The sequence below is a fragment of the Pseudomonas sp. URIL14HWK12:I5 genome (assembly GCF_900176445.1).
GTDB classification, from domain to species: Bacteria; Pseudomonadota; Gammaproteobacteria; order Pseudomonadales; family Pseudomonadaceae; genus Aquipseudomonas; species Aquipseudomonas monteilii.
On record NZ_FWXQ01000002.1, the window covers coordinates 206,457 to 225,971 of the forward strand.

General features: G+C 62.7%; 17 protein-coding genes. 7 read left to right on the plus strand and 10 right to left on the minus strand.

Features of this window, described 5'->3' with window-relative positions; all coding sequences use genetic code 11:
- Positions 1 to 34 precede the first annotated feature (34 nt).
- The 3 genes from B9A31_RS05410 to B9A31_RS05420 all read left to right on the plus strand — a co-directional run bounded on the left by B9A31_RS05410 (position 35) and on the right by B9A31_RS05420 (position 2,888).
- The gene (locus B9A31_RS05410) at positions 35 to 1,831 is read left to right on the plus strand and encodes a glycoside hydrolase family 15 protein (RefSeq protein WP_084296723.1); all 1,797 of its coding nucleotides are present in this window, start codon (positions 35 to 37) and stop codon (positions 1,829 to 1,831) included.
- Between the two features lie 80 nt (positions 1,832 to 1,911).
- Positions 1,912 to 2,268 (plus strand): VOC family protein, encoded by a 357-nt coding sequence (locus B9A31_RS05415; protein ID WP_016711527.1) that lies wholly within the window; start codon positions 1,912 to 1,914, stop codon positions 2,266 to 2,268.
- The gene (locus B9A31_RS05420; RefSeq protein ID WP_016711526.1) at positions 2,268 to 2,888 is read left to right on the plus strand and encodes a TetR/AcrR family transcriptional regulator; all 621 of its coding nucleotides are present in this window, start codon (positions 2,268 to 2,270) and stop codon (positions 2,886 to 2,888) included. The genes B9A31_RS05415 and B9A31_RS05420 overlap by 1 nt, the downstream gene beginning before the upstream one ends.
- 35 nt (positions 2,889 to 2,923) lie before the next feature.
- Here B9A31_RS05420 and preA read toward each other — a convergent pair whose 3' ends face one another.
- The 3 genes from preA to hydA all read right to left on the minus strand — a co-directional run bounded on the left by preA (position 2,924) and on the right by hydA (position 7,069).
- Positions 2,924 to 4,198 carry an NAD-dependent dihydropyrimidine dehydrogenase subunit PreA gene (preA, locus tag B9A31_RS05425; protein WP_016711525.1) on the minus strand — a complete coding sequence of 425 codons (1,275 nt, stop codon included), beginning with the start codon at positions 4,196 to 4,198 and terminating at the stop codon, positions 2,924 to 2,926.
- On the minus strand, positions 4,199 to 5,566 hold the full coding sequence (locus tag B9A31_RS05430) for an NAD(P)-dependent oxidoreductase (protein WP_084296724.1): 1,368 nt from the start codon (positions 5,564 to 5,566) through the stop codon (positions 4,199 to 4,201). It lies immediately after the preceding gene.
- A 63-nt stretch (positions 5,567 to 5,629) separates the two neighbouring features.
- Positions 5,630 to 7,069, minus strand: a complete 1,440-nt coding sequence (gene hydA, locus B9A31_RS05435) for a dihydropyrimidinase (protein ID WP_025753444.1) — start codon at positions 7,067 to 7,069, stop codon at positions 5,630 to 5,632.
- Positions 7,070 to 7,413: 344 nt separating this feature from the next.
- On the opposite strand from hydA, the gene B9A31_RS05440 reads away from it, so the two are divergent.
- Both B9A31_RS05440 and B9A31_RS05445 read left to right on the plus strand, forming a co-directional pair.
- Positions 7,414 to 8,904 carry an NCS1 family nucleobase:cation symporter-1 gene (locus tag B9A31_RS05440; protein WP_019096710.1) on the plus strand — a complete coding sequence of 497 codons (1,491 nt, stop codon included), beginning with the start codon at positions 7,414 to 7,416 and terminating at the stop codon, positions 8,902 to 8,904.
- 76 nt (positions 8,905 to 8,980) lie between these two features.
- Entirely contained in the window at positions 8,981 to 10,264 is a 1,284-nt protein-coding gene (locus B9A31_RS05445; RefSeq protein WP_019096711.1) for a Zn-dependent hydrolase, read from the plus strand.
- A 121-nt stretch (positions 10,265 to 10,385) separates the two neighbouring features.
- On the opposite strand, the gene B9A31_RS05450 is transcribed toward B9A31_RS05445, so the two are convergent.
- The 3 genes from B9A31_RS05450 to nhaB all read right to left on the minus strand — a co-directional run bounded on the left by B9A31_RS05450 (position 10,386) and on the right by nhaB (position 13,610).
- Entirely contained in the window at positions 10,386 to 11,345 is a 960-nt protein-coding gene (locus B9A31_RS05450) for a ribonuclease Z (RefSeq protein WP_084296725.1), read from the minus strand.
- 107 nt (positions 11,346 to 11,452) lie between these two features.
- Positions 11,453 to 11,998, minus strand: coding sequence for a lipocalin family protein (locus tag B9A31_RS05455; protein ID WP_019096713.1), 546 nt, complete (start codon positions 11,996 to 11,998; stop codon positions 11,453 to 11,455).
- A 109-nt stretch (positions 11,999 to 12,107) separates the two neighbouring features.
- Entirely contained in the window at positions 12,108 to 13,610 is a 1,503-nt protein-coding gene (gene nhaB, locus B9A31_RS05460) for a sodium/proton antiporter NhaB (protein ID WP_019096714.1), read from the minus strand.
- 151 nt (positions 13,611 to 13,761) lie between these two features.
- Between nhaB and B9A31_RS05465 the strand changes: the two genes are divergently transcribed.
- A complete protein-coding gene (locus tag B9A31_RS05465; RefSeq protein WP_025753447.1) occupies positions 13,762 to 14,574 on the plus strand; it encodes a crotonase/enoyl-CoA hydratase family protein in 813 nt (270 codons plus the stop codon).
- Positions 14,575 to 14,610: 36 nt separating this feature from the next.
- Positions 14,611 to 15,441, plus strand: a complete 831-nt coding sequence (nudC, locus tag B9A31_RS05470) for an NAD(+) diphosphatase (RefSeq protein WP_019096716.1) — start codon at positions 14,611 to 14,613, stop codon at positions 15,439 to 15,441.
- On the opposite strand, the gene B9A31_RS05475 is transcribed toward nudC, so the two are convergent.
- The 4 genes from B9A31_RS05475 to B9A31_RS05490 form a co-directional block, all read right to left on the minus strand.
- Positions 15,409 to 16,188: a TSUP family transporter gene (locus tag B9A31_RS05475; protein ID WP_019096717.1), complete on the minus strand. Its 780-nt coding sequence runs from the start codon at positions 16,186 to 16,188 to the stop codon at positions 15,409 to 15,411. The genes nudC and B9A31_RS05475 overlap by 33 nt on opposite strands.
- A 106-nt stretch (positions 16,189 to 16,294) precedes the next feature.
- A complete protein-coding gene (locus B9A31_RS05480; RefSeq protein ID WP_080587342.1) occupies positions 16,295 to 17,041 on the minus strand; it encodes an RHS repeat-associated core domain-containing protein in 747 nt (248 codons plus the stop codon).
- A gap of 198 nt (positions 17,042 to 17,239) precedes the next feature.
- Positions 17,240 to 18,070 carry an alpha/beta fold hydrolase gene (locus B9A31_RS05485; protein WP_084296726.1) on the minus strand — a complete coding sequence of 277 codons (831 nt, stop codon included), beginning with the start codon at positions 18,068 to 18,070 and terminating at the stop codon, positions 17,240 to 17,242.
- Between the two features lie 80 nt (positions 18,071 to 18,150).
- A complete protein-coding gene (locus B9A31_RS05490) occupies positions 18,151 to 19,440 on the minus strand; it encodes an NAD(P)/FAD-dependent oxidoreductase (RefSeq protein WP_027615036.1) in 1,290 nt (429 codons plus the stop codon).
- Positions 19,441 to 19,515 lie beyond the last annotated feature (75 nt).

Below are 19,515 nucleotides of genomic sequence, written 5' to 3' on the forward strand. Positions count from 1 at the left end.
GGGCCAGCACAGGCAACCACATCAAGGAGGTTGAATGCCCGCCCACATCGAAGACTACGCGCTGCTGGGCAACTGCCGCAGCGCTGCCCTGGTCAGCCGTGATGGCTCGCTCGACTGGCTGTGCCTGCCACGCTTCGACGCCCCAGCCGTATTCGCCGCACTGCTGGGCAACGAAGAAAACGGCCGCTGGCGCCTGGCCCCCAGCGACCCGGTCGAGCACAGTAGCCGGCTTTATCTGGACGATACCCTGGTGCTGGAAACCACCTGGGTCACCGCCACTGGCCGTGCCCGCGTGCTCGACTTCATGCCCTTGGGCGAGGTCAATTCGGTGGTGCGAATCGTCGAGGGCATCTCTGGTGAAACCAACTTCGAAATGGACCTGGTCATGCGCTTCGACTACGGGCGCAGCGTGCCCTGGGTGGAACGGCTCGACCCACTCACCCTCAGCGCTGTCGCCGGCCCTGACCGGCTGATCCTGTGCAGCACCGTGCCGCCGCATGCCCGCGACCACCATACCGTCGCCCGTTTTCGCGTTGGTACAGGTGAGCGGCATATCTTCAGCCTGCGCCATCAGCCCTCGCACCTGCCAGTGCAACCCGACCGCGACAGTGACCAGGCCCTGGCCCACACCATCGATCAATGGCAGGCCTTCGCCGCCCGTTGCCCGCAGGTAGGCCCCTACACGGCCTTGGTGCGCCGTTCGTTGCTTACCCTCAAGGCAATGACCTACGCGCCTACCGGCGGCATCGTCGCCGCCGTTACCACCTCGCTGCCCGAGCGCCTGGGTGGGGAGCGTAACTGGGACTACCGCTTCTGCTGGCTGCGCGACGCCACCATGACCCTGCTGGCGTTCATGAACCTGGGCTATTTCGACGAAGCCCAGGCCTGGCGGGAATGGCTGCTGCGTTCGGTGGCTGGCAACCCTGAACAGATGCAGATCATGTACGGCCTGGCTGGCGAGCGCGACTTGCAGGAATACACGTTGCCGTGGCTGGCCGGTTACGAGCATTCGCAACCCGTGCGGGTGGGCAACGCCGCTTCGCAGCAGATGCAGCTGGACATCTACGGCGAACTGGCCGATGCCATGACCCAGGCGATCAAGGGCGGCTTGCCGCGCCACCCGCGCAGCGCTGCCATTTCCCGCCTGATCCTGCCTTACGTCGAGCGCATCTGGCGCGAGCCGGACGAAGGCATCTGGGAAGTACGCGGTGGCCGGCAGCAGTTCGTGCACTCCAAAGTGATGGCGTGGGTCGCCTTCGACCGTGCTGCGGGGCTGGCCGACACCACGGAGGAAGGCCGCGAGCGTGGGCGGCATTATCGCCAGGTGGCCGATGAGATTCACCGTGAAGTCTGCGAGCGCGGCCTTGATGCCAGCGGTCTTTATTTCGTCCAGGCCTACGGTTCTTCAGAAATGGACGCCAGCCTGTTGCAGGTCGCCCTGACCGGATTTCTGCCGGCAGATGATCCACGCTTTTTACGCACGCTTGAACAGATCGAACAGCGCTTGCTGAAGAACGGCCTGCTGTTGCGTTACGACAGCGACAGTTGCAGTGATGGCCTGACGCCCGGGGAGGGTACTTTCCTGGTGTGCTCGTTCTGGCTGGCTGACGTGTATGTATTACTCGGGCGCCAGGCAGAGGCGCAGGCGCTGTATGAACGCCTGACCGGCCTGTGCAACGACCTTGGCCTGCTGGCCGAGCAATATGAACCGGCCGGCCAGCGCATGCTTGGCAACTACCCTCAGGCGTTCAGTCATATCGGCATCATCAACACTGCGCTCAACTTGCACCGGGCACAGTGCCCGGTGCGTGACCGGGCGAGTTGCAGATAGGTGCGACGTGCACCAAGGGATTGCACCACGTTGGAGCAAGCGGAGTAGACTAGGCCAAACCCCTTAGGCACGGAGCACCCATGGGCATTCGCGGTACTGATCGGCAGATCGACAACATCGAGTTCAATGTCAGCGACATCGCACGGAGCAAGGCCTTCTACGGCAGCGTGTTCGGCTGGGCGTTCACCGATTACGGGCCCACCTACACCGAGTTCAGCGATGGTCGCCTTACCGGGGGCTTCACCACCGGCGAGCCGGTACGCCCGGGTGGTCCGCTGGTCATTTTGTACGCTGACGACCTGGAGGCCACGCAGCAGCGGGTCGAGGCGGCGGGGGCGAAAATCAGCCGGGCAACTTTTGCCTTCCCCGGCGGGCGACGCTTCCACTTCATCGACCCGGACGGTTATGAACTGGCGGTGTGGACGGCCCAGGGCTGATGGCCAACCACAAGATCGAAATCCGCCGGCGCAATATCGAGAAGATTCTGCAGGCGGCGGAAAAGGTGTTCGCCGAAAAAGGCTATGGCGCCACGTCCATGGGCGATATTGCCGAACAGGCCGAGTTGCCGCGCTCCAACCTGCACTATTACTTCAGCACCAAGGACGACCTGTTCCGCGCCGTACTGCAAGACTTGCTGGACGTGTGGAAGCAGGACGCGCTGTGCTTCGAGAACTTCGACGACCCCCGCGTGGTGTTGACCAGTTACATCCGCGCGAAGATGGGGCATTCGCGTTCGCGGCCGCTGGGTTCGAAGATCTGGGCCGAAGAAATGCTGCACGGGGCGCCGGTGCTGGGGGTGAACCTGGATGAAAGCCTGGTGCCCTGGGCCAAGTTGAAAGAGAACAAGATCCGCCGCTGGGTAGAGGAGGGGCGCATTCTGCCGGTGGAGCCGTCGGCGTTGCTGTACATGATCTGGGCTTCGACTCAGCATTACGCCGACTTTGGTTACCAGGTTGAATTGCTCAATGGCGGGGAGATGCTCTCGGACATGGCGTTCGAGAGTGCGGTGCAGACGGTGACCAGCGTGATCTTGCGGGGGATTGGGCTAGAGCCCTGAACCGGAAAATGGGGCCGCTGTGCGGCCCCAATTGCTCAGCTGGCCTCGCGATAGGGATTACGCGGATCCTGCGTCCAGTTCATGTACGGCTTGCCCGTATCCTGCGCCTGCATCTCGATGCAGCTTTCCACCGGGCAAGTGATCTGGCACAGGTTGCAGCCCACGCATTCCTCCTCGATCACACTGTAGGCATGCGTGCCGTCAGCCTTCAGCGTGCTGGCAATGGCCTGGTGAGACGTATCCTCACAGGCTATGTGGCAGCGCCCGCAACCAATGCAGGCCTCCTGGTCGATATGCGCCACCGATTTATAGTTGATGTCCAGGTACTTCCAGTCGGTGGTATGACCCACCGCTTGCCCGCGAAATGCTTCGATGTTGGCATGCCCATGCTGGTCCATCCAGCGCGCCAGGCCGTCCTTCATGTCCTCGACAATGCGGAACCCATGCAGCATCGCCGCCGTGCACACCTGCACGGCGCCGCTGCCCAGGGCCATGAACTCCGCCGCATCACGCCAGTTGCCAATGCCGCCAATGCCGCAGATTGGCAAACCGCGTGTTTCCGGGTCGCGGGCGATCTCCGCCACCATGTTCAGCGCAATCGGCTTGACCGCCGAGCCACAGTAACCGCCGTGGGTGCTCTGGTCCCCCACGATGGGGTGGGCGACCATGCGGTCGAGGTCGACACTGGTGATGGAGTTGATGGTGTTGATCAGCGACACCGCATCGGCCCCGCCCCGGTGCGCGGCACGGGCCGATTGGCGGATGTCGGTGATGTTCGGCGTAAGCTTCACGATCACCGGCAGCGAGCAGTGCGTCTTGCACCAGCGGGTGACCATTTCCACGTACTCCGGCACCTGGCCGACCGCCGCGCCCATGCCCCGTTCAGGCATGCCGTGCGGGCAGCCGAAGTTAAGCTCGATGCCGTCGGCCCCGGTGGCTTCCACCAGTGGCAGGATGAACTTCCACGATTCTTCCACGCACGGCACCATCAGTGACACGATCAGTGCACGGTCAGGCCAGTCCTTCTTCACCTGGGTGATTTCGCGCAGGTTGATGTCCAGCGAACGGTCGGTGATCAACTCGATGTTGTTGATGCCCTGCACCTGGCGGTTGGCGCCGTAGTGTGCTGAGTAACGCGACGACACGTTGACCGCCGCCGGGTCCTCGCCCAGGGTTTTCCACACCACGCCGCCCCAGCCGGCCTCGAAGGCGCGGACCACGTTGTAGGCTTTGTCGGTGGGCGGCGCGGAAGCCAGCCAGAACGGGTTCGGTGCCTTGATGCCGGCAAACACAATAGACAAGTCGGCCATTTACGCTGCCTCCACGTTGAGCATGAGTCGGGCATGGATGGCTTCGGCGGCCAGCTTGCCGTGCTGTACGGCCTGGACGGTAAGGTCCTGGCCCAGGGCGGTGCAGTCACCGCCGGCATACACGCCCGGCAGGCTGGTTTGCAGGGTTTCGTCGACACGGATGCGCTCACCCTCGCGGACCAGCTGTGCAGCCACCGGGTCGCCGAGGCTGGCATCGTCGAAGCGTTGGCCGATGGCCTTGAAGATGGCATCGGCGGCCAGCTCGAAGGTTTCGCCAGTGTCGCGCAGGCGGCCGTCGGCCAGCTCGGTACGGGCGAAGCGCATGCCGCGCACCTTGCCAGCGTCATCCAGCAGTACGGCATCGGGGCGGGCCCAGGTGTGCAGGCGCACCTGGTTGGCCTTGGCAATGTCTTGCTCGTGGCCGGTGGCGCCCATGTCGGCATTGCCACGGCGGTACACGAGGTTGACGTCGCGGGCGCCCAGGCGGCTCATCTGCACGGCCATGTCGATGGCGGTGTTGCCGGCACCGATCACCAGGCAGCGGTCGGCCAAGGGCAGTTGGCTCAGGTCATCGGCCTGGCGCAGTTCGCGGATGTATGCGGTGGCGGCGAGCAGGCCGGGGGCTTCTTCATCGGGCAGGCCCAACTGGCGCACGGCATTCAGGCCGATGCCAAGGAATACCGCGTCGTACTGGTCGCGCAGTTCGCCCAGACTGAGGTTGCCGCCCAGGCGCTGGCCATGGCGAATTTCGATGCCACCGATGCCCAGCAGGAATTCCACTTCACGTTGCGCATAGTCGTCGACCAGTTTGTAGCGGGCGATGCCGTACTCGTTGAGGCCGCCAGCCTTGTCACAGGCCTCGAACACCACCACGTCATGCCCGTGCATGGCCAGGCGATGGGCACAGGACAGCCCGGCAGGCCCGGCACCGACCACGGCGATGCGCTTGCCGGTAGCCGGGGAACGCTTGAACGGGTGTTCGGTGAAGTGGGCGTTGTCCAGGGCGTAGCGCTGAAGCTGGCCGATCAGTACCGGCGCACACTCCTGCGCGTTGTTGCGCACGCAGGCTTGCTGGCAGAGGATTTCGGTGGGGCATACACGGGCGCAACTGCCGCCGAGGATGTTGGCGGAGAGGATGCGCTCGGCGGCGCCTTGCAGGTTTTCGTCACTGATGCGGTGGATGAACGAGGGGATGTCGATGTCGCTGGGGCACGCATTGACGCAGGGCGCGTCGTAGCAGTACAGGCAGCGCGCGCTTTCGACGGCGGCCTGGCGAGCGGTGAGGGGTGGGGCCAGGTCGCTGAAGCGCTCGGCCAACTGGTCGGCACCGGCCCTTGGGCGCGGCAAGTGTTTCAGGGCGTCGATCACGGTTGTAGCCTCTCTATTTTTATGGGGGCAGGCGACAGGGGCCGCTTCGCAGCCCCAAGGGCCTTAACGCTGCACGGGCGTCGGGCGCTGATGCTCGGCCCTGCGTTCCAGCACCTCATACACCGACGGGTACGCCGGCCGTTCCACATACCGCCCCGCGCCCGCTTCGGCACGCAGGTCGCCATCGGCCCACAGCACCTTGCCCTGGCTGATGGTGTGGCTGGGGATGCCACGCACGGTGCGGCCTTCGAAGATGTTGAAGTCCACCCGCTGGTGGTGGGTCTGGGCGGAGATGGTGCGGGTGCCCTGCGGGTCCCACAGCACCAGGTCGGCGTCGGCGCCAACGCGGATGGCACCCTTGCGCGGGAACAGGTTGAAGATCTTCGCCGTGTTGGTAGAGGTGAGGGCAACGAACTCATGCATCGACAAGCGCCCGCTGTTCACCCCGGCATCCCACAGCACCGCCATGCGATCCTCGATGCCGGCGGTGCCGTTGGGAATACGGCTGAAGTCGTCGCGGCCCATGGCTTTCTGCTCGGCGCAGAAGCAGCAGTGGTCGGTGGCGGTGGTGTGCAGGTTGCCCGACTGCAAGCCGCGCCACAGGGCTTCCTGGTGTTCACGCGGGCGGAACGGCGGGCTCATCACGTAGCCGGCCGCAGTGGCCCAGTCCGGGTCACGGTAGACGCTGTCATCCAGCAGCAGGTGGCCGGGCAGCACTTCGCCATACACCGGCTGGCCCTTGCCCCGCGCATAGGCAATTTCATCCAGTGCCTCGCGGCTGGAAACATGCACCAGGTACAGCGGCGTGCCGAGGGTTTCGGCAATGCGGATGGCGCGGCTGGCCGCCTCGCCCTCGACCTGGGACGGGCGCGACAGCGGGTGGGCTTCCGGCCCGGTCAGGCCCTGGGCCAGCAGTTTTTTCTGCAGGTGGTACACCAGCTCGCCGTTTTCGGCATGCACGGTAGGCACGGCACCCAGTTGCAGGCAGCGCTCGAAGCTGGCCACCAGGGTGTCGTCGGCGGCCATGATGGCGTTCTTGTAGGCCATGAAGTGCTTGAAACTGTTCACACCGTGCTTGGCCACCAGCTCGCCCATCTCTTCGGCCACCTGCTCGCTCCACCAGGTGATGGCGACGTGGAAGCCATAGTCGCTGGCGCTTTTCTGTGCCCAGCCGCGCCAGGTGTGGAAGGCCTCCAGCAGCGATTGCTGCGGATTGGGGATGACGAAATCGATGATCGAGGTGGTGCCACCAGCAAGACCCGCAGCGGTGCCGCTGAAGAAGTCCTCGCTGGCCACGGTGCCCATGAACGGCAACTGCATGTGGGTGTGCGGGTCGATGCCGCCGGGCATCAGGTACTGGCCACTGCCGTCAAGGATCTCGCAGTCGGTCGGGGGTTCGAGGTTTTGCCCGATGGCGCGGATCAGGCCATCGGCACACAGGACATCGGCGGGGTAACTCTCTTCGTGGGTAACCACGGTGGCGCCACGGATCAACAGGGACATGCCGTTTTCCTCGCAGGCTGACCGGTCTGGGCCGGTTCTTGGAATTGTCACGGGTGCAGGGCGGGCAGGGCGGTTAATCCTGTCAGTCCTGACAAGATTCGAGGCTAGATGCTGATTGGTGATTCATCAAGAAAATTTTCCTATTATTTTTGTGGTTTTTAAGTGACTGATATTTAAAGATTAATTATTTAGTTAGCGCTGGTTTCGGGGCTTTCGGAGGTTTTTGACTTACTTGACAAGATGAAAATCTGGTCGAGATTTTTAAGCACGATTACGCGTGCGTACTCCGGCCATCGAGTTAGCCCGATGAGCAAACAACTAAAAGAAAATCTGGAGAAGGGCCCATGCAACAGAGCAGATCGGAAGTGGTCGAGCAAGATGGCCTGTTCGAACTGTCCGAGGGCAGTGATGTCCTCGACAGCCCGCGCTATAACCACGACATCGCGCCCACCAAAGTGCACCAGCGCACCTGGAACAAATGGCACATCACAGCCCTCTGGGTAGGCATGTCCATCTGCGTGCCCACCTACACTTTGGGCGGCGTGCTCACGGCTTACTTCGGCCTCAGCGTGGGCGAGGCGTTGCTGGCTATCCTGCTGGCCAACGTGATCGTGCTTATTCCGCTTACCCTCAACGCGTTCCCCGGCACCAAGTACGGCATCCCGTTTCCGGTGTTGTTGCGCTCGTCCTTTGGCATCCTCGGCTCCAACGTCCCGTGTCTGATCCGCGCGGTGGTCGCGTGCGGCTGGTTTGGTATCCAGACGATGTTTGGCGGGCTGGCCATTCACCTGTTCCTCGGGTCGGTGTTCGATGACTGGAAAGCACTGGGCGGCACCGGCGAGGTGATCGGCTTCATGATCTTCTGGTGTCTGAACCTGTGGGTGGTGCTGCGCGGCGCCGAGTCGATCAAGTGGCTGGAAACACTGTCGGCACCGCTGCTGGTGGCGGTGGGCGTCGGGCTGCTGTTCTGGGCGTTGCCGCACATGTCGATGACCGAACTGCTGGCCCAGCCACCCAAGCGTCCGGAAGGGGCGAGCGTGGTCAGTTACTTCTGCGCCGGGCTTACCGCCATGGTCGGCTTCTGGGCCACGTTGTCGCTGAACATTCCCGACTTCAGCCGCTACGCCCGCAGCCAAAAAGACCAGATTCTGGGGCAGATCTTCGGCCTGCCGCTGACCATGTTCCTGTTCGCTTCGCTGGGTGTGGTGCTGACCGCTGCCTCGGCATCGCTGGTGGGCGAAACGGTGTCCGACCCGGTCAGCCTGATCGGCAAAATCCACAGCCCGTTCTGGGTGGCCCTGGCCATGGCACTGATCGTGATCGCCACGCTGTCGACCAACACCGCCGCCAACATCGTGTCACCGACCAACGACTTCCAGAACATTGCCCCTCGCCTGATCGGACGCAGCCGTGCCGTATGGCTGACCGGCTTCATCGGTTTGGCGTTGATGGGGCATGAGCTGCTGAAAAAACTGGGCTGGATCGTGTCCGACCTGAGCCTGGAGAGCGTGTACTCCAACTGGTTGCTTGGCTATTCCAGCCTGCTCGGGCCGATTGCCGGGATCATGGTGGTGGACTACTTCATGATCCGTCGGCAGCAGCTGGACCTGGCCGGGCTGTACCGGGATGACGTGTATCCCGCGTGGAACTGGGCCGGGTTTGCCGCCTTTGCGTTGCCGGTGGCGCTTACCGTGATGGCCATTGGCAACAGCAGTTTCAGCTGGTTTTACGACTACGGCTGGTTCACCGGCTCGCTGCTGGGTGGGGGGCTGTATTACGTCTTCGCCAGCGTGGCGGCGCGCAATCCGGCGCGGCTGGCCAAGCCCTTGCCTTGAGACCCAGTCTGCCTCTTCGCGGGCGCGCCCGCGAAGAGGCCCGAACAGACAACAAAAAAGCCTGAAGGAGAAACCCGTGACTCCAGTTCAAGACATCCTGAAAACCAATGCCCACCACGTCGACAGCACCCGCCTGTGGCAATCGCTGATGGACCTGGCCCGCCTCGGCGCCACCGCGAAAGGGGGCGTTTGCCGCCTGGCCCTGACCGACCTCGACCGCCAGGCCCGCGACCTGTTCGTGCAGTGGTGCGAGGCCGCCGGTTGCACGGTCGGCATCGACGCCGTCGGCAACATCTTTGCCCGCCGCCCCGGGCGTAACCCCAAGCTGCCCCCGGTGATGACCGGCAGCCATATCGACACCCAGCCCACCGGCGGCAAGTTCGATGGCTGCTTCGGGGTGATGGCCGGGCTGGAGGTGATCCGCACCCTCAACGACCTGGGCGTGGAAACCGAAGCGCCGCTGGAAGTCGTGGTGTGGACCAACGAAGAAGGTTCGCGATTTGCGCCGTGCATGATGGGTTCAGGGGTGTTCGCCGGCAAGTTCACCCTGGAGGATACCCTGGCCAAGCGAGATGCCCAGGGTGTCAGCGTTGGCGAGGCGTTGAACGCCATCGGCTATGCCGGTCCGCGTGCGGTGCTGGGCCACCCGGTGGGGGCGTATTTCGAAGCGCATATCGAGCAGGGGCCAATCCTCGAAGATCAGGCCAAGACCATCGGCGTGGTGCTGGGTGCCCTCGGCCAGAAGTGGTTCGATCTGACACTGCGTGGTGTCGAGGCCCATGCCGGCCCGACGCCCATGCACCTGCGCAAGGATGCATTGGTCGGTGCCGCTGCGGTAGTGGAAGCGGTCAACCGCACCGCCCTCGGCCATCAGCCCCATGCCTGCGGCACCGTAGGATGCCTGCAGGCGTACCCCGGGTCGCGTAACGTGATCCCGGGTGAAGTGCGCATGACCCTGGACTTCCGCCACCTGGAGGGCGAGCAGCTGAATGCGATGATTGCCGAGGTGCGCGGGGTGATCGAAGCCACCTGTGCCAAGCATGGCCTGAGCCATGAACTGGTCCCCACGGCTGACTTCCCGGCGCTGTACTTCGACAAGGGCTGTGTCGATGCGGTGCGCGAGTCGGCCAAGGCATTGGGCCTGCCGCACATGGACATCGTCAGCGGTGCGGGGCATGACGCGATCTTCCTGGCCGAGCTAGGGCCGGCGGGGATGATTTTCGTGCCGTGTGAAAACGGCATCAGCCACAACGAGATCGAGAACGCCACGCCGGGTGACCTGGCGGCAGGGTGTGCGGTATTGCTGCGGGCGATGCTGGCGGCATCGGAGGCCATTGCCAGCGGGCGCTTGGCGGCCTAGCCTGGCGTGGGTTATGTGGCGTCTTTGAGATCGAGCGCCGGCCGCGCGGCGCTCGGTTTACGCGCCACCTCAAAATTCAAGGCTGGCACCTGTCAGCACCACGCCTATCTCTTGGCATAAATCACCCAACAGCTACAAGACAGCCATCGCGGCCTATGTGATAGCGCTGCAGGTCCTGCGCCAGGGTCAGTTGCCCGTGGTAGTGGGCGAGGGCTTCGTCACGCACGTTATCGATATTCGGGGTGCGTCTGGGATCGCTCTGGTAGCGGGCGCTGAAGTGCGTCAGCATCAGGTTGCGCACGCCTGCCGCTTCGGCAAAGCGCGCTACCGCTGCTGCGGTGCTGTGACCGAAGGTAACCCCGGTGCGCTCGACCACTGCCTGGGTGAACGTGGCTTCGTGCACCAGCACATCCGCGCCTTTGGCGGCATCGGCCAGCAATTCGGGGTTGTCGTTGTCCCCGCACACGATCACCCGGCGCGGCGGGCGCGAAGGGCGCAAGTAGTCGTTACCGTCGAGCCACTGCCCGCCATGCTGCGTCTTCAGGCCTTTGGCCAGCTCGCCCCACAGTGGACCGCGTGGAATGCCTTCGGCTTCCAGGCGCTGGATGTCCAGGCGCGGCTCGGGGTTGAGTTCGGTGAACACGAAAGCGACGCTCGGTACCCGGTGTGACAACTGCACGGTGGTCACTTGCAGGGTCTCGCTGCGCCATTCGGCCACGTCCTCCACGGCCAGCAGGCGCAGTTCGAAGGGCAGGAAGGTGTCGCTGGCCAACAGGCCCTGACGTAACCAGTCATGCAGTGCGGCGGGCAAAATCAGCTCCAGCGGCCGGGTGCGCCCGCTCATCCCGGCACTGGCCAGCAAGCCTGGCAGGCCAAAGCAATGGTCGCCGTGCACATGGGTGATGAAAATGGCACGCAAGTCACGGATCGACAGCGGCGTGTGCAGCAGTTGATGCTGGGTGCCTTCGCCACAGTCGACCAGGTACCAGTGGCTGCCACTGGCTTCGATCACGGCAGTGGCGCTGACGTTGCGCGCCTTGGTCGGCACCCCGGCAGAGGTGCCCAGGAACAGCAGGTCCATGCTCAGGGCTCCTTGCTCGTACAGGCTGGCGTCATCGAAGCGCGCATCCTTCGAGTCGATAAAGGGCGCACACCTTAACCGGATTGCCGCAGGCCGTCGATGGTGAGCTAGTCTGCCTGCCGCCAGATGAGCTTGCTGGTGTCATAGCCTTGCTCCCGCGCGATGCTCAGCAGTTGCTCGCGTTGCTGGTCGGTGACCGCCGGCGTGCGCGACAGCAGCCACAGGTACTCACGGTTGGGGTGGCCGACCAACGCCACGCGGTAGTCCTTGTCGTGGTACAGCACCCAGTATTCGCCCTTGGTCAGGCCGGGGGCCAGGCGGCTGAACCAGTTGTCGAAGCGTACCCACAGCTTGTCGGTACTGCCCGGTTGTTGGGCTTCGGCGACACCTTTGGCTTCATTCCACTGGCCGTCCTTTTCCTGGCAACGGTTGGTCACGTCGATGCGGCCATCGGTACGCAGGCCATAGTGCGCCTCGGACTGCACGCAGTTGCGCTGGAAGAACATCGGTAGCCGCGCCAGTTCGTACCAGGTGCCCTGGTAGCGTTGCAGGTCGACCTGCTGGGTATGCGGCGGTGCCGGGTGATCGTTACCGGCGCAACCGAGCAGGGCCAGGGTGATGCAGGACAGCAGCAACGGGGTGCGTAGTGCCATGGCGAAACTCCTTGGAACGGATGGGGGCTTACCTGTGCTTCGATGCGGGCGCAGGGCAAAAGTTGTACGGGATTGTGGCGGAGGGTGTACATAAGTCCCCGTCGAACGATTACAACCAGTAGGTCACCGCCCACCACCCCAGCCCACCCATGACCACTGTGTAAGGCAAGGCCATCCACACCATCCGCCCATACGACAGCCGGATTAACGGCGCAATCGCCGAGGTCAGCAGGAACAGGAACGCAGCCTGGCCATTCGGTGTCGCCACGCTGGGCAGGTTGGTACCGGTATTGATCGCCACCGCCAGCGTCTCGAAATGCTCGCGGCTCATGCCGCCATTGAGAAACGCCTGCTTCACTTCGGTGATGTAGATGGTGGCAACGAACACGTTGTCGCTGATTGCCGACAGCAGGCCGTTGGCCAGGTACAGCATGCCCGGCTGTTGCTCGGCAGGCAGCGTCAGCACCCAGCTGATCAAGGGGCTGAACAGTTGCTGCTGATGAATCACTGCCACCACGGCGAAGAACACCACCAGCAAGGATGTGAACGGCATGGCGTCCTGGAAGGCACGGCCCAGGCGGTGCTCATCGGTGATGCCGGTAAAGGCCGTGATCAGCACAATCACCATCAGGCCGATCAGACCAACCTCGGCCACATGCAGCCCCAGGCATACGATCAGGATCAGCGCAGCCAACCCTTGCACCCACAGCGCCAGGCGCTGGGCCTGGGTGCGCGCGTCGTCGTCTTCGGCGGCATAGGTGGCCAGCACCTGACGCACGGGTTCAGGCATCAGCGTGCCGTAGCCGAAAAGGCGAAGCTTCTCCAGCAGCACGCAAGTGAGCAGGCCGGCACCCAGTACCGGCAGCGACACGGGCGCCACCTTGAAGAAGAAGTCGGCGAAGTGCCAGCCCATTTCATGGCCGATCAGCAGGTTCTGCGGCTCGCCCACCAGCGTGCAAACACCGCCCAGGGCAGTACCCACCGCGCCGTGCATCAGCAGGCTGCGCAGGAAGGCGCGGAACTGGTCGAGGTCTTCGCGGTGCAATTGTGCCACTTGCTGATCGCTATCGAGCGCGCTGTCTTCACGCGGGTTGGCCCCGGAGGCGACACGGTGGTAAACGGCGTAAAAGCCAACCGCAGCGCTGATGATCACCGCCGTCACGGTCAGCGCATCGAGAAACGCCGAGAGGAATGCCGACAGCACGCAGAACAGCAGGGACAGGACTGCCTTCGAGCGAACGCCCAGCAGGATGCGTGAGAACAGGAACAGCAGCAGTTCCTTCATGAAGTGGATACCGGCAACCATGAACATCAGCAGCAGAATCACCGGGAAGTTGTGCTGCAGTTCCTCGTACAGCGCCTGTGGCGTGGTCATCTGCAGCAGCAGGGCTTCGATCAGCAACAGGCCGCCGGGCATCAGCGGGTAGCACTTCAGCGCCATGCCCAGGGTAAAGATGAACTCGAGTACCAGCGCCCACCCGGCCGCAACCGGGCCTACGGTTACCAGGAGCAGGGGGTTGAGCACCAGGAACAGGCAGATGACCGCCTTGTACCAAAGCGGCGACTGGCCCAGAAAACTGTGGGCGAGGGCGCCGGTCGGGGAGCGTGACATGTATTTGTATCCTTATAATTCGGCGATGGCGCACGGTGCCGGAACGGCGCGTCTTAGGCAAGGCGTGCAGTCCCGTTTTTGGCACAAGTGCGGTCATCGGGCTGGGTTACCATTCCGAGCCATGAACCCTTCACCCGCAGGAGTGCCGCCCGTGACCGAGTACAGCGCATTCAAGGTCGAACTGACCGATAACATTGCCCACGTTCAGATCAACCGCCCGGAAAAGGTCAACGCGATGAACGCCGCCTTCTGGGAGGAGATCATCGACATCTTCCAGTGGATCGACGACACCGATGCGGTGCGCGCGGTGGTGATCAGCGGTGCCGGCAAGCATTTCTCCGCCGGTATCGACCTGATGATGCTGGCGTCGCTGGCCGGGCAGATGGGCAAGGATGTGGGCCGCAATGCGCGCTTCCTGCGCAAGACCATCCAGCGCCTGCAGGCCTCGTTCACTGCCGTGGACAAGTGCCGCAAGCCGGTGCTGGCTGCCGTGCAAGGCTACTGCATCGGTGGTGCCATCGACCTCATCTCGGCCTGCGACATGCGCTACTGCAGCAACGATGTCCAGTTCTCGATCAAGGAAATCGACATGGGCATGGCCGCCGATGTCGGCACACTGCAACGTTTGCCACGTATCATCGGTGACGGCATGATGCGTGAGCTGGCCTTCACCGGGCGCAACGTTGCGGCGGACGAAGCCCTGCGCATCGGCTTGGTCAACCGGGTCTATGATGATCAGGCCGCATTGCTTGACGGGGTCTTTGCCATCGCCCGCGAGATTGCCGCAAAATCGCCGATCGCCGTGGCCGGCACCAAGGAAATGCTCAGCTACATGCGTGACCATCGCATTGACGATGGCCTGGACTACATCGCCACCTGGAACGCCGCGATGTTGCAGTCCGAAGACCTGCGTGTGGCCGTGACGGCACACATGAGCAAACAGAAACCGACGTTCGCCGACTGATCGGGCCGGGGGACGTGCAGTAAAGGAACCCCCGATATGTCAGCACGCTGGACAACTGCAGTACTCGACCCGCAGATAACCGGGGGCGTGGCCGTGGCCCGCAGTCCGGAAGGGTTCCTGGTGGACGACAACGGCGCGCTGTTCCCCCGCGACTGGCTCAAGCGCCAGGATCTCGATGTACTGTGCGAGCATGGCATCGGCCACTTCGACGGCCAACCGGTGTTCCTGCTGGAGCTGCGCAGCGCCACTGACGTGCCCGGTTGCCACTGGCGTGGCCTGCGCGCGTTCATGCTTGAAGGCGACTTCGACACCTACAAGGTGCTGGGTTATGCCGCGCAGATCGGTACCTGGGCCCGCGAGCACCGCTTTTGCGGCAGCTGTGGCCAGGCGATGACGCAAATCCGCTGGGAGCGGGCGATGTACTGCCAGCCCTGCGATCTGCGCAGCTACCCGCGCATTTCGCCGAGCATGATCGTGCTGGTGACCCGTGGCGACGAAATCCTGCTGGCGCGCTCGCCGCGCTTCGTCACCGGTGTGTACAGCACCCTGGCAGGCTTTGCCGAACCGGGCGAGTCGGCCGAAGACTGCCTGGTGCGCGAAGTACGAGAAGAGGTGGCGGTGGAGGTGCAGAACATCCAGTACGTCGGCAGCCAGTGCTGGCCGTTTCCGCATTCGATGATGCTGGGGTTCCATGCCGAGTACGCGGGGGGCGACATCGTCATGCAGCCGGACGAGATCGAGGACGCCCGGTGGTTCAGTGTCCACGACCTGCCGCCGCTGCCGGCCGGGCGCTCCATCGCCCGTTATCTGATCGATTTGTACGTTGCGCGTCGCTTAGGCCTGCCCGAACCAGTGCTGCCACGCTAGGCGCACGGTCAACGCCAGCACCACGGTGATGAACACCGGGCGGATGAACTTGCTGCCGCCGCTGATCGCCGTGCGTGCGCCGAAGAAGGCACCGACCATCACCGACAGGCCCATGCACAGGCCGACGATGTAGTCCACCTGCCCGGAAATGATGAACACCGTCAGCGCTGCGATGTTGCTGACGAAGTTCATGCTGCGCGCCACGCCGCTGGCGCGGACCAGGTCGATGGGGTAGAGCAGCAGGGTACTGACGGTCCAGAAGGCCCCGGTACCCGGCCCGGCCACGCCATCGTAGAAGCCCAAGGTGAAGCCTTGTGGCATCTGCCATTTCTTCTTGATCGGTGCATCGGCATCCAGCGGCGCTTTTGGCGTGCCGCCAAACAACAAGTAGATGCCGCAGGCGAAGACGATGACCGGCAGCATCTTGTTAAGCCATTCGGCCGGCATGTAGTGGGCAACCACTGCGCCAATCGATGCCCCGACCAAGGTGGCGAACAGCGCCGGGCGCCATTGTGCCGGGTGGAACAGCTTGCGTTTGTAGTAGGTGAAGCCGGCAGTGGCCGAGCCGAAGGTGGAGCTGAGCTTGTTGGTGCCCAGTACCAGGTGGGGCGGCATGCCGGCGGTGAGCAGGGCCGGGGTGGTCAGCAGGCCGCCGCCACCGGCGATGGCATCGATGAAACCGGCGACGAAGGCGACCAGGGCCAGGATCAGCAGGGTTAGGGGTTCTACGGTGAGTTCGAAGGGCATGGGAGGCTTCAGGCAGTTGGTGCAGTCAAGGCCGCTATAGTAATGCCGGAAGCCCGATTTTGTCAGTTAACATGTGTTCCCACTTGAGATGTTCTATTTTCAAAAGCTATTGTTTTCTTAGGTTTTTACTTTGTTCTGCAAGTGATAAAGATGAATGGGGTGTGGGTTCTCTGTTTCTTGAGTATGCAGGCAAAATGCTGTCTAGGGTTTTTATCAGAGACTCATAAGCACTAAGTGCTAGATGGTATTCATTGATGCCAAATTGATCTCCTATGCTGTCGTGTTTAATTTCCCCCGAGGGGTGGAGGTATTTATCTTGTTCGGTGGGTTTTAGGCTGCGTACGAATTCTTCGTTCTCGGCTTTGGCGGTGGTAATGGCCTTTATGCCTTTGCCTGCTTTTGATATCAATTTGAGTTCATGTTTGTTTAGGCTGTTGTCGGCGATGGGTTTATATTTGTCAAGCACTGGGTTTTCTTCGATTGCCTGAAGTGAGATATCGCGGCGTTCTGAAAGTGTTTTGCTCCTGAAGAGGTTCTTGAAGAACCTGCCATGGCCTGAAGGGTCCTGATAGTTAACTGGATCTCCGGAGCAGTAAGCATATGCGTTCAGGCCACCCCTTTCAAAAGGGCTAGCGCTATCAGGCGAGTGAAATCTCATTAATATGCAATTGTAAGCTCTATAGCCAATGCCAAGATGATAGTTTCCGGTTATAGGGTCAACAGTTTGCCCGTTGAAGCCGAGTGTTGGCATGGCTGGAGTTGACGCCTTGAAGCCATAGCACGAGTATGCATAGTGCTGCAGTTTGTTGTGGGAACGATTAACTGATCTGGTTGGGTTTTGGGTAAAGGCCATGGGCGTCACCGTGCCATGAAAAGGCAGTACACTGTCGGGCGTTCAGGGTAGAAGTGCAACTGGCAAAAATGATGGGTCTAGGGAGATTGCCAAAGGCTAGCGGCTGTTTTTTGTTGTGCGTTATTTATCTTTGCAGTGCAAACGGACCTCTGCGCGAAGGTGGGTCGTGTCGCGATGAGGTCCGGAATGGTAATGACATCAGCTACGTATAAACGCCAGCAGATCCGCATTGATCACATCGGCATGGGTAGTCGGCATGCCATGCGGGTAGCCCTTGTAAGTCTTCAGTGTGCCATTGGGCAGCAGCTTCGCTGACAACACCCCGGAATTCTCATACGGCACGATCTGGTCATCGTCCCCATGCATCACCAGCACCGGCTGCCGGATGCCCTTCAAATCCTCGGTGAAGTCCGTCTGGGAAAACGCCACGATGCCATCGTAATGGGCCTTGGCACTGCCGATCATGCCTTGGCGCCACCAGTTGCCGATGATTCCTTCGCTGGCTTCGACACCAGGGCGGTTGTAGCCATAGAACGGCCCGGCCGGCACATCCCGGTAGAACTGCGCCCGGTTACTGGCCACCTGGGCCTGGAAGCCGTCGAACACTGACTTGGGCAGGCCGCCGGGGTTGCCGGGGGTTTGCACCATCAGTGGCGGTACGGCAGCGATCAGCACGGCCTTCGCCACCTTGTCTTCCGGGTGCCGGGCTATGTAACGCACCACCTCGCCACCCCCGGTCGAGTGGCCGACATGCACGGCGCCCTGAGTGCCAAGGTGAGTAACCACGGCAGCCGTATCGTCGGCATAGTGGTCCATGTCATGGCCGTCCCATACCTGGCTGGAACGCCCATGGCCACGGCGGTCGTGGGCGACCACGCGGAAACCCTGGGCCAGGAAGAACAGCATCTGCGCGTCCCAGTCATCGGCGCTGAGCGGCCAGCCGTGGTGGAAGTGGATGACCGGTGCGTCGCGTGGGCCCCAATCCTTGTAGAAAATCTGCACCCCGTCCTTCGTGGTTACATAGCTCATGGTCGTGTCTCCTGTGTGCAGGAACCTAAGGGAGCTATTGAGAATAGGAGAGATTTTCGGGCAGCAAGCGCCGGCCGTCTTCAGGCGCGGTCGCGCATCCGGTACCAGGCCTTGGCGGCAGCTTCCAGCGGTGCTGCCAGCAGGTCGCCACCGGGGAAACGGCCGTTGTCGATGCCTTGGTACAGCGCCAGCAGGTCAGCGTCACCGAGGATTGCATCACTGACCGCCCGTGCCGCTGCCAGGGTTGGCAGCACGCCATGGCCGGAGAAACCTTGCAGCCAGTAGCGTTGGCCCTCGCGGCCGACGTCCGGGGTGCGCTGGATACTGCAGTCGATATGGCCGCCCCAGGCATAGTCGATGGCCACCCCGGCCAGTTGCGGGAAGACGCGCTCCAGGTAGGGCCGGGTGGCGCTGGCGACGTCCTTGGGGATGCCGCCCAGGTAGGTGCAGCCGCCACCAAACAGCAGGCGGTGGTCCGGCGTAAGGCGGAAGTAGTCGGGTACGAACTGGTTGTCGATCACGCAGCTGTTGCGCGGTAGCAGCGAACGGGCGAAGCCGGGGTCCAGTGGCGCGGTGGCCACCTGATAGGAGCCGACTGGCAACAGGCGGCGCGACAGGCTGCGGTCGAGGCGGTCGATGTAGGCGTTGCAGGCCAGCACCAACACGTTGCAGCGCACTTCGCCTTTGTCGGTTCGGGCAACGTAGCCATCGCCTGCCTGCAGGTAGCGGAGTACCTGGCTTTGTTCGTAGATATGGCCGCCAGCGGCTTCGATGGCGCTGGCCAGGCCTTGTGCCAGCTTCAGCGGGTTGAGGTGGGCACCTTTGGCATCATACAGCGCGGCCTGATAGCGCGGGCTGTCGATCCATTGCGGCAGCTCTTCACGGCCGATCAGGCGCAGGGCGTCGTAGCCCCATTTGTGCTCAGCCTCGTGCAGGGCTTCTTCAAGCAGTTTCACCCGGCGCGGTAGCACGGCGGTCCATAGGCTGCCCAGCCGGTAATCGATCTCGAAGCCGTGGCGCTGGGGGAGGTCGCGCATTTCGTCAGCGGCCCAGCACATGCTGGCCCACAGCCGTTGGGTACGTTCGATGCCCAAGGCCTTTTCCAGCGGCGGCATATCGCACGACCAGCCCAGTAGCGCCTGGCCGCCGTTGCGCCCGGAGGCGGCCCAGGCCACGCGGCTTGCTTCCAGCAGCGTCACGCGCTTGCCAGCCTGGGTAAGGCGCAGGGCGGTGTGCAGGCCACTGAAACCGGCGCCGATGATCAGCACATCGGTGTCGTGGGTGCCTTGCAGGGTTTGGCGTAGGGGGATGTTGGCGGGGTAGGTCTGGGCGTAGTAGCTGGCGACGTGCTGGGCGGACTGCTTGAACATGCATAGACCTCATGAAAATTATTGTGATTATTTTCATGAAAACTTAGCAGGTAAAATTCATGGTGCCAATCTGTC

What these genes read in the sequence shown, in the direction of transcription:
- B9A31_RS05410 (WP_084296723.1), top strand. Translation starts at nt 35, where the DNA reads ATGCCCGCCCACATCGAAGACTACGCGCTGCTGGGCAACTGCCGCAGC.
- B9A31_RS05415 (WP_016711527.1), top strand. Translation starts at nt 1,912, where the DNA reads ATGGGCATTCGCGGTACTGATCGGCAGATCGACAACATCGAGTTCAAT.
- B9A31_RS05420 (WP_016711526.1), top strand. Translation starts at nt 2,268, where the DNA reads ATGGCCAACCACAAGATCGAAATCCGCCGGCGCAATATCGAGAAGATT.
- preA (WP_016711525.1), bottom strand. Translation starts at nt 4,198, where the DNA reads ATGGCCGACTTGTCTATTGTGTTTGCCGGCATCAAGGCACCGAACCCG.
- hydA (WP_025753444.1), bottom strand. Translation starts at nt 7,069, where the DNA reads ATGTCCCTGTTGATCCGTGGCGCCACCGTGGTTACCCACGAAGAGAGT.
- B9A31_RS05440 (WP_019096710.1), top strand. Translation starts at nt 7,414, where the DNA reads ATGCAACAGAGCAGATCGGAAGTGGTCGAGCAAGATGGCCTGTTCGAA.
- B9A31_RS05450 (WP_084296725.1), bottom strand. Translation starts at nt 11,345, where the DNA reads ATGGACCTGCTGTTCCTGGGCACCTCTGCCGGGGTGCCGACCAAGGCG.
- B9A31_RS05455 (WP_019096713.1), bottom strand. Translation starts at nt 11,998, where the DNA reads ATGGCACTACGCACCCCGTTGCTGCTGTCCTGCATCACCCTGGCCCTG.
- nhaB (WP_019096714.1), bottom strand. Translation starts at nt 13,610, where the DNA reads ATGTCACGCTCCCCGACCGGCGCCCTCGCCCACAGTTTTCTGGGCCAG.
- nudC (WP_019096716.1), top strand. Translation starts at nt 14,611, where the DNA reads ATGTCAGCACGCTGGACAACTGCAGTACTCGACCCGCAGATAACCGGG.
- B9A31_RS05475 (WP_019096717.1), bottom strand. Translation starts at nt 16,188, where the DNA reads ATGCCCTTCGAACTCACCGTAGAACCCCTAACCCTGCTGATCCTGGCC.
- B9A31_RS05480 (WP_080587342.1), bottom strand. Translation starts at nt 17,041, where the DNA reads ATGGCCTTTACCCAAAACCCAACCAGATCAGTTAATCGTTCCCACAAC.
- B9A31_RS05485 (WP_084296726.1), bottom strand. Translation starts at nt 18,070, where the DNA reads ATGAGCTATGTAACCACGAAGGACGGGGTGCAGATTTTCTACAAGGAT.
- B9A31_RS05490 (WP_027615036.1), bottom strand. Translation starts at nt 19,440, where the DNA reads ATGTTCAAGCAGTCCGCCCAGCACGTCGCCAGCTACTACGCCCAGACC.